Annotated in this window: 8 protein-coding genes; 2 read left to right on the top strand and 6 right to left on the bottom strand. The window is 72.4% G+C overall.

Annotated elements, in window-relative coordinates; all coding sequences use genetic code 11:
• Window positions 1-105: 105 nt before the first annotated feature.
• The 3 genes from AX737_RS27585 to AX737_RS27575 are packed head-to-tail and all read right to left on the bottom strand — an operon-like array spanning window position 106 to window position 2,521.
• Window positions 106-690 (bottom strand): rhodanese-like domain-containing protein, encoded by a 585-nt coding sequence (locus tag AX737_RS27585; protein WP_066927048.1) that lies wholly within the window; start codon window positions 688-690, stop codon window positions 106-108.
• Between the two features lie 3 nt (window positions 691-693).
• A complete protein-coding gene (locus AX737_RS27580) occupies window positions 694-1,506 on the bottom strand; it encodes a quinoprotein dehydrogenase-associated SoxYZ-like carrier (RefSeq protein WP_066927047.1) in 813 nt (270 codons plus the stop codon).
• Between the two features lie 40 nt (window positions 1,507-1,546).
• Window positions 1,547-2,521: a quinoprotein relay system zinc metallohydrolase 2 gene (locus AX737_RS27575; RefSeq protein WP_066927046.1), complete on the bottom strand. Its 975-nt coding sequence runs from the start codon at window positions 2,519-2,521 to the stop codon at window positions 1,547-1,549.
• A gap of 301 nt (window positions 2,522-2,822) precedes the next feature.
• Here AX737_RS27575 and AX737_RS27570 point away from each other — a divergent pair, with 301 nt between their 5' ends.
• Window positions 2,823-4,520, top strand: a complete 1,698-nt coding sequence (locus AX737_RS27570; RefSeq protein ID WP_066927045.1) for a HAMP domain-containing methyl-accepting chemotaxis protein — start codon at window positions 2,823-2,825, stop codon at window positions 4,518-4,520.
• Window positions 4,521-4,578: 58 nt separating this feature from the next.
• Here the strand turns inward: AX737_RS27570 and queC are convergent, their stop codons facing one another.
• The 3 genes from queC to cobT form a co-directional block, all read right to left on the bottom strand.
• Window positions 4,579-5,343: a 7-cyano-7-deazaguanine synthase QueC gene (gene queC / locus AX737_RS27565; RefSeq protein ID WP_238230543.1), complete on the bottom strand. Its 765-nt coding sequence runs from the start codon at window positions 5,341-5,343 to the stop codon at window positions 4,579-4,581.
• Window positions 5,336-5,692: a 6-carboxytetrahydropterin synthase QueD gene (gene queD / locus AX737_RS27560; RefSeq protein WP_066927049.1), complete on the bottom strand. Its 357-nt coding sequence runs from the start codon at window positions 5,690-5,692 to the stop codon at window positions 5,336-5,338. The genes queC and queD overlap by 8 nt, the downstream gene beginning before the upstream one ends.
• A gap of 89 nt (window positions 5,693-5,781) precedes the next feature.
• A complete protein-coding gene (gene cobT / locus AX737_RS27555; protein WP_066927041.1) occupies window positions 5,782-6,801 on the bottom strand; it encodes a nicotinate-nucleotide--dimethylbenzimidazole phosphoribosyltransferase in 1,020 nt (339 codons plus the stop codon).
• Window positions 6,802-6,939: 138 nt separating this feature from the next.
• Here cobT and AX737_RS27550 point away from each other — a divergent pair.
• A partial coding sequence (locus tag AX737_RS27550) for an adenosylcobinamide-GDP ribazoletransferase (protein WP_066927039.1) occupies window positions 6,940-7,690 on the top strand: 751 nt, incomplete at its 3' end.

The following is a 7,690-nucleotide window of genomic DNA, read 5'->3' as shown; positions in this document are numbered from 1 at the left end:
GCCTAGAGCGCTCTTGCGCCGAAGCGGACGCCGGTTCGGCGCAAGAGCGCGCGTTGATACAAGAGGTCAGAGCCGTTCCCGATTGCGACGCGATCGGGAACGGCTCTAGCGCTCGGCCTCGGGCGGCGGCAGTGCCGCCCAGGCCGGATCGGGCTTGGCGACCGCGGTCTCGTGGTCGTCCTGCCAGCCCTCGACGCCCTCGGGAAACCAGTAGACCCGGCTGTACCCGGCCAGGACGAGACGGCGGCCGGCGTTCCAGCTGCCCCAGCATTCGGGACGGCAGAAGGTGACGACGGGCCTGGTGCGGTCGCCGCCGGTCAGCTCCGCCACGCGCCGCAGGAACACGGCCTCGCGCTCCGGGCTGAGCGGCGCGACGCCGGCGCCCGGCATCCAGACGGCGCCCGGAAGCGAGCGGTGGGTCGGCAACCAGGGCCGGTCGGGGGGGAAGTTTGCGGGCTTGCGGTCGGCCAGCACGACGTCGAGGAGCACCGGCTTGTCCGGCAGCAGCGCGGCAAGCCGCCCGGCGTCGAGGACCGTGGCGCCGGTCAGCGTGGCGGGGGTGTAGCCGCGCTGCGGCCCGGTCCAGAGGCCGTCCGGTTCCGGGACGCCGACCGGCGAATCCGCGGGCCCGGCCGCCGCCAGCAGGACCAGAGCGGCAAGGGCCGCCGCGCCTCTGTGCGGGAGCCGCACCGCCTAATTGCTCGCGCTCGGCACGGTGAAGCTGTGCTCCCAGCGCCCGCCCTGATTGTCGGTGGCCGTCACCTTGACCGGGCCCGCCGGCAGGAAGGCGAAGTTGATCACCGGGTTCGAGGCGATCGAGATATCGCCGTCCATTACGAACACGTTGCGGTTGCCGGTATCGACCGTGACCGTGTTGATGTAACGCGCAGGTGTATAGTCGCGGGTGACCTGGTTCATCTGCATCCCGGAGAAGTTCGGGTGGCGGATCATCAGGGTCGCCTCGACGGGCTTGCCAGCCTGCGCCTCGCCCGCAAACTTCATCCGCATCTCGCCCATGCCCTTCATGGCCTCCTCGTCGCTCATCCCCATCGGGGCCGAGCAGCCGCCGGAGGCCTTGACGAACTTCGTGGCCTCGTAGAGCGCGCCGTCCTTCGTCTCGGCGACCGCGTGGATGTTGGTGTAGTTGTTCACCCGCACCCGCAGGCGCAATTCACTCGGGTCGGCGGCCGGACCGAAGCGGAAATGGGCGGCGTAGGGCGAGGGGTTGTCGTCGATCACGAGGTGGACCGCCTGCACCCGGTCCTTCTCGGGCATGGTCAGGGTGATCGGCACGAGCGCGGCGTCCTCCGCGCGCTTCGGGGCCTCGACTTTCACGAGGGTCTCGGTCGGCTGGATCGTCCGGTCCTTGAAGATCGAGGCGGCGACGTCACGCCAGCGCGCCTCGCGCTCGGCATCGCTGTCGGAGGAGCCGGCGGCGTGGGCCACGCCGGAGGCGGCGAGCGCCACACTGACGGCGAGGGGGGCGAGCTTCGTTGCGAGCGTCATGGCGTTCCTCCTGAGTAGACTTATGTAAGCTCTCTTCCGGCTATTCCCACTCCAGTTCCTTGTAGGCGACGGTCACGTTTCGGGCATTGTAGTCGTCGAACAGGTCCCACTTGGCCCTCTCCGACTGCGCCACGGTGCCGACGGCCTTCTCGATCGGGACGTCGGCGGCGATCGCCCGGCGGGTCTCGTCGCGCAACGTGCCGAGGTAGCGGGCGAGATCGGCCAGCGCCGGTGCGAGATCGACGCTGACGGGGCCGTGACCGGGCACGGCGCGCGCTGCCCCGAACCCCTTCAGCCGGTCGATCTCCTTCAGCCAGCCGTTGAGGCTGCCGTCGAGGGAGGGGATGCGCCCGACCGAGAGCAGGTCCCCGGTGAAGAGGAGACCGCTGCCGCTGTCGATCATCGAGAGGTCCGTCGGCGTATGCGCGCTCGGATGGGCGGTGAAGCGCAGGGTGCGGTCGCCGAGGTCGATCACCGCGCCCTCCGTCACGCCCTGCGTCGGGTAGACGACGGAGCCGGCCTTGTCGGCTCCGAGCACGTCCGCCAAGCGCTTGCGGTAATACTCGCCCCGCGCCTCCAGCGCCGCCCCGAGGGCGTGGTGACCGATGAAGGTCGGCCCATCCTCCGCGAAGGCCGCCGCGCCGAAGCAGTGGTCCGGGTGGACGTGGCTCATCACCACGTGGCGGATCGGCTTGTCCGTGCGCTTGCGGATCTCGCTGCGCAGCCACTGACCGTCCGCGAGGCTGCCGCCCGATTCCGTCACCAGCACGCCGTCGCGGCCGACGATGAAGCCCGTGTTGGCGATGGCGTCGGCGTTGTCGGGAGAGGCCTCAGCGTTCGGCCCGCGTCGCACGAAGACGCCCGGGCCGACCTCCTCCAGCGCAAGGGCCTCGGCGCGCGGCCGACCCGGCAGGCAACAGAGGCAGAATCCGCCGAAGGCAGTCAGAAGGGCCCGGCGACGCGAGAGCGCGGCACGCGCCTCGAGCCCCGGGGCGGCGGCATCGCCCGCGCGCATGCGTGACCTCCCTGATCGTTGCCGACCATTGAGCCGCAAGCCCCCGCGGCGTCAAGCGACGGGCCGCGAGGCGCGCCGAGCGCTCGACGAGGCGATCGGCGCGCGAACCGGCCGGTCCGAACGCCGTTCGAAACGCACCGGGCCCGGCCCAAACCACGCCAGCCTTGAAACCCCTGATTACAAAGCAAAAAACCACAACTCTTAGTTGATAATATTTCACAGACTCTGGAATTTACCCGGCTTTAGTGCACGCCAGGAGATGAATTCGAAATAGGCACTGTGCCCGCCATCGAGGACGACGATGCGATTCCTGGACGACCGATCCTTCCTCTTCAAGCTTGCGATGCCATTCGTGCTGGTCGTGCTGGTCGGAGCTGGCCTGATTCTGTACGCCCAGGACGTGATGCAGCGCATCTCCGTTCGCAGCGCCGGGCTGATCGACGTTCAGGTCGCCCGGCAGGAAAGCCTCGCCCGCATCCGGTTCGGCCTCGCGGAGGCTGCGGCGATGGACCGCAACATGCTGCTCGAGCCGGATCCGCAGAAGAAGGTGCGGTTCAAGGCTCCGCAGGACGCGGCGATGCAGGCGGCGAACGGCGCGGTCGAGAAGCTGCTCGCGATGTCGGAGACGCCCGAACGCCGCACGATGAATCTGTCGATGCAGCGCGACATCGAGGCCTTCTTCTCGGTCCTGCGCCGGACGACGGCCCTCGGCCTCGAGGGTCGCCGCGACGAGGCGTTCCAGATCGCGCGCGACGTCGGCATGGTGAACCGCCACAAGCTCAACGCCTGGCTCGAGGAACGCGAGGCCCGTGTCGCGACGGAGCTTCAGGCGGCCAAGCTGATGACCGCCGAAGAGGTGACGGACGCGACGCGCACGTTGGTCGCGACCGGGCTCGCGGGGCTCGCGCTCATCCTCGCCCTCGCGGCGGCGATCGTGGTTGTGTCGATCGCCCGGCCGCTCGCCCGGCTCGTCGCGGTGCTGCGGCGCATGGCGGCGGGCGAGATCGACGCGGAGATCCGCGAGGCCGCGCGCGGCGACGAGATCGGCGCCGTGGGCAGGGCGGTCGAGGGCATCAAGGCGATGGTGGCGCGCAAGGCCGCCGAGCAGGCCGAGATCGCGCGTGTCGCCGACGCGGCCGCCGCGGCCGAGCGGCGGCGCACGATGATCGATCTGGCCGACAGTTTCGAGCACGCGGTCGGCGGCATCGTCGGCTCCGTTTCCGCCTCGGCCACCGAGTTGCAGGCCACCGCCCAGCAGATGACGTCGACGGCGAACGAGACGGCGGGCCGCTCGAGCACGGTCGCGGCCGCCGCCGGCCAGGCGGCCTCGAACGTGCGGACCGTCGCGGCCGCGTCGGAGGAACTGGGCTCCTCGGTGCGGGAGATCGGCCGGCAGGTCGCGGGCTCGGCCGGGCTCGCCCGCTCGGCGGTCGGCGAGGCGGAGGAGACCGCCGATCTGGTGAACACGCTGAGCCGCGCGGCCGCGCGCATCGGTGACGTGGTCGGGCTGATCTCGACCATCGCGGGCCAGACCAACCTGCTCGCGCTCAACGCCACGATCGAGGCGGCGCGCGCTGGCGAGGCCGGCCGCGGCTTCGCGGTGGTGGCCAGCGAGGTCAAGGAGCTGGCCTCCCAGACCGCCCGGGCGACCGACGAGATCGCGGCGCAGATCCAGCAGATCCAGGGCTCCACGCACGGGGCCGTGCGGGCGATCGAGGGCATCACGGATCGGATCCGCGAGATCGACGCGGTGGCGGCCCAGATCGCGGCGGCCGTCGAGGAGCAGGGCGCCGCGACCCAGGAGATCGTCCGCAACGTCGCCCACGCCTCGGCGGGGACCGGCGAGGTCACGGCGAACATCGCGGGGGTCGCGGGCGCGGTCGAGGAGACCGGTGCGGCGGCCGCCCAGGTGCTAGCGTCCGCCTCCGAGCTGTCGCGTCAGTCCGAGCATCTCGGCGCCGAGGTGCACCGCTTCCTCGCGACGGTGCGGGCGGCCTAAGCCGGCCTGACCGGGGGCCCTGGACGCCCTCGCCTCCCGGCGCGGGTGGAGGCCGGCCTCAGGCTGGTTGGTCCGGGCCCGGTCCGGCGGTCTCGGCCGCGACGAAGCGGGCGTGACCCTCCGCGCGCAGGCGGCAGGCCGGGCAGGTGCCGCAGCCGTAGCCCCAGGCGTGCCGGGCGCCGCGCTCCCCGAGATAGCAGGTGTGGCTCTCCTCCACGATCAGCTCGACGAGCCCGCGCCCGCCGAGGTTCTGCGCGAGCGACCAGGTCCGCGCCTTGTCGATCCACATCAGGGGCGTGTGCAGCACGAAGCGGCGGTCCATGCCGAGGTTGAGCGCCACCTGCATGGCCTTGATCGCGTCGTCGCGGCAGTCGGGATAGCCCGAGAAATCCGTCTCGCACATGCCGCCGACGATATGGCGGATGCCGCGCCGGTAGGCGAGCGTCGCCGCGAAGGTGAGGAAGACGAGGTTGCGGCCCGGCACGAAGGTGTTGGGCAGGCCCGAGGCCGCGTAGCCGATCTCGGCCTCGCGGGTCAGCGCCGTCTCGGAGACCTGGCCGAGCGCGTCGAGGGCGAGCGTGTGGTCCTCGCCCAGGCGGCGGGCCCAGGCCGGCACGAGGTGGGCGAGGCCGGCGCGCAGGCGGGCGCGGGCGTCGAGCTCGATCCGGTGGCGCTGGCCGTAATCGAAGCCCAGCGTCTCGACGCGGGCGAAGCGGTCGAGCGCCCAGGCGAGACAGGTGGCCGAGTCCTGTCCGCCCGAGAACAGCACCAGCGCCCGGTCGCCGCCGCTCTCGTTCCCGCGTCCTCGGCCGCCCTCACTCACCCGCATACTCCGCCCAGGACAACGGGGTCTCGTAGACCCGCACCGCCGCCAGGCCCGGCAGGCCCGCCTTCGCCCGATGCCAGATCCAGGCCGCGATGTGCTCGGCGGTCGGGTTCTCCAGCCCCTCGATGTCGTTGAGGGTGTGGTGGTCGAGGCGCTCCAGCAGGGGCCGGAAGATCTCCTCGATGTCGTAGAAGTCGATCACCCAGCCGGTCCGGGGATCGATGTCGCCCGCCACCGTCAGCTCGACCCGGTAGGAATGGCCGTGCATCCGGTGGCAGCGATGCGTCGCGGGCACGTTCGGCAGGCGGTGGGCCGCCTCGAAGGTGAAGGCCTGGGTGATCTTCATGGGGTTCGTCTTCGTCAGCGATGCCGGTTCGGGGCCGGCCTCCGGTCGGCCCCCATAGCGCGTTCAAGCCCTTCCGGGCAAAGCACGTTTCAGGACGCTGCCCTGCCCGAGACGCCGGCCTGCGCGAAGGTCGCCATGTCGCGGTGGCAGGCGAGCGCCCCCTTCAGGAGGCCGATCGCCAGGGCGGCGCCCGAGCCCTCGCCGAGGCGCATGCCGAGCGCGAGGAGCGGTTTCAGGCCGAGCCGCTCCAGCACCTCCGCGTGCGCGCCCTCCGCCGAGACGTGGCCCGCGAGGCAGTGGTCGAGGGCGCTCGGGTCGAGGGCATGCAGCACGGCCGCCGCCGCGGTCGAGACGTAGCCGTCGATCACCACCGGGACCCGCTGCATGCGCGCGGCCAGGATCGCGCCCGCCATCGCGGCGACCTCGCGCCCGCCGAGCCGGCGCAGGACCTCGAGCGGGTCGTCGAGATGCCCGGCATGGTGGGCGAGCGCCGCCTCGACCGCCGCGACCTTGCGGGCGTAGCCCCCCTCGTCGACTCCCGTGCCGCGCCCGACCCAGTGCGCGGGCTCTCCACCGAACAGGGCGGCGTAGATCGCCGCCGCGATGGTGGTGTTGCCGATGCCCATCTCGCCGACCCCGAGGCAGTCGGTCCCGGCCGCGATCGATTCCATGCCGAACGCCATGGTGGCGACGCAGCCGCGCTCGTCCAGCGCCGGGCCCTCGCAGATGTCGCCGGTCGGCACGTCGAGGGCGAGGTCGAAGACCTTGAAGCCGAGGCCGTAGGTCGCGCAGATCTGGTTGATCGCCGCTCCCCCGGCAGCGAAGTTGTCGAGCATCTGCCGGTTGACCGCGTCAGGAAAGGCCGAGACGCCCCGCCGCGTCACGCCGTGGCTCGCCGCGAACACGCAGACGAGCGGCCGGTCGAGGGAGGGCGGCGCCTTGCCCTGCCAGGCGGCGAGCCAGGCGACCAGACCCTCCAGCCGTCCGAGTGCGCCCGCGGGCTTCGTCAACTCGGCGTCGCGCGCCGCGACCGCGCCTGCGGCCTCCGCGTCGGCCTCGGGCATCGCGGCGACGAGGCGGCGGATGTCGTCGAAGGGGCTCTCGGTCATCTGTGCAATCCTGTGGGCGGCCCGCGCGGGGGCTGCGGCGGCGCCCGGTCCGCACGCTATAGTGCCGCCGGGGCAGGGGGTGAAGGCGCCGGCAGCGGTGGGGCCGGCTGACGGCACTCTGGCGAAGGGACGCGGGCTATGAACGGGCGACCCTCGGGCGGCGAGGCCGACTGGCCGGGCCGCTTCCTGCTGCGGGATCTCGCCGCCTGCCTGCGCTTCTACTCGCGCCTGCCGGTGCCGCATCTCGGCGGCGGCGATCCGCACGCGGCGCCCGATTTCACGACCGTGCCGCGGGTGCTGCCGGTCGCGGGCGTGATCCTGGCGCTCCCTTCGGCGGCCGCGCTGCTAGCCGCCTGGGGCCTCGGCCTCGGGCCCTTTCTCTCGGCGGTGCTGGCGCTCGCCGTCTCGGTCGGGGTGACGGGGGCCCTTCACGAGGACGGGCTCGCCGACGTCGCCGACGGGTTCGGGGGTGCGACCCCGGAGAGGCGCCTCGAGATCATGCGCGACAGCCGCATCGGCGCCTACGGGGCGACGGCGCTCGTTCTGGCGCTGGCCCTGCGGATCGGTGCCCTCGCGACCATGCTCGACCGGGCGGCGGCCTCGGCCGCGATCGCGCTGCTGCTGGCCGCCGCGCTCTCGCGGGTGGCGGCGCTCCTGCCGATGGTACTGCTCGGGCCGGCACGGCCGGGTGGCCTCAGCGCCTCGGTCGGCCGACCGACCCGGGGCACGCTCGGCACCGCGGCCGGCTTCGGCCTCGCGCTGGCCCTGCTTGCCCTGCCACTCGGACTCCCGGCGCACGGCGTCCTCGCGATGGTTCTGTCGTCCGGCCTCGCCGCCCTGGCCCTGACCCGGCTCGCCGACCGGAAGATCGGCGGGCAAACCGGCGACG

Origin of the sequence: Methylobacterium sp. CCH5-D2 (genome assembly GCF_001556475.1) — a bacterium.
Classification (GTDB): Bacteria; Pseudomonadota; Alphaproteobacteria; order Rhizobiales; family Beijerinckiaceae; genus Methylobacterium; species Methylobacterium hispanicum.
Note: the sequence above shows the minus strand (reverse complement) of the source record. Positions and strands in the feature narration are given on the sequence as shown.

Excerpts from the sequence above, each read along its gene's own strand:
- cobT (WP_066927041.1), bottom strand. The coding sequence starts at position 6,801 with ATGACCGAGAGCCCCTTCGACGACATCCGCCGCCTCGTCGCCGCGATG.
- AX737_RS27570 (WP_066927045.1), top strand. The coding sequence starts at position 2,823 with ATGCGATTCCTGGACGACCGATCCTTCCTCTTCAAGCTTGCGATGCCA.
- AX737_RS27580 (WP_066927047.1), bottom strand. The coding sequence starts at position 1,506 with ATGACGCTCGCAACGAAGCTCGCCCCCCTCGCCGTCAGTGTGGCGCTC.
- AX737_RS27575 (WP_066927046.1), bottom strand. The coding sequence starts at position 2,521 with ATGCGCGCGGGCGATGCCGCCGCCCCGGGGCTCGAGGCGCGTGCCGCG.
- queD (WP_066927049.1), bottom strand. The coding sequence starts at position 5,692 with ATGAAGATCACCCAGGCCTTCACCTTCGAGGCGGCCCACCGCCTGCCG.